1 pseudogene is annotated in these 567 nt (G+C 64.0%); it reads left to right on the forward strand.

The features are described from left to right. Positions 1–139 (forward strand): annotated as a pseudogene (locus AB4Z46_RS35390) (IS30 family transposase); the annotation flags it as partial. Between the last annotated feature and the right edge of the window lie 428 nt (positions 140–567).

Raw genomic sequence — 567 nt, forward strand, 5'->3', positions numbered from 1 at the left:
CAAGGGCATCGATGTCTCGACCTACTCACAGGCCAAGCTCAATGCATTGGCACGCAGGTTGAACGAGCGCCCCAGGAAGACTCTCGACTTTCAAACACCGGCTGAGATGTTCAGCCAGATCGTTGCATCGACCGGTTGAATCCGCAGCCGAGTCCGGCCCTCAAGGCAACGCGAACCATAAGCCGCCGACGTCCGGGTCTTGGCCAGATTCCTGCCATTCAGCCACAACATTGCTGGCGATTTCCTCTGGCTGCTCCCCGTAGCCAGGTTTCGCCCTCCAGAGGCGCTCGCCTTTGCGCGTGCCCCTGCTTGCAGGTCGCGGCCACGCCCTTGGCAGTATCGACCAACCTTCTCCGCTTGACTGATCGAGTCGACTTTGCTGGCGCAGCCAACCGTCAAACTGACCACTCCGGCCAGCCTGTGGCGCTCGCTCGGCGCCTACGATCCGAACGACGCCGATGCCGCCGCGCGCGGCGCCGCGGCCGCCCAGTGGCGGCAATGGATCACTGCCCGCTGCCCCTAGCGGCAGGCCCGCTGGCGGGTACATTGCACGATCCACAGCTGAAG

Origin of the sequence: Variovorax sp. M-6 (genome assembly GCF_052114385.1) — a bacterium.
In the GTDB taxonomy this organism is placed as follows: Bacteria; Pseudomonadota; Gammaproteobacteria; order Burkholderiales; family Burkholderiaceae_C; genus Variovorax.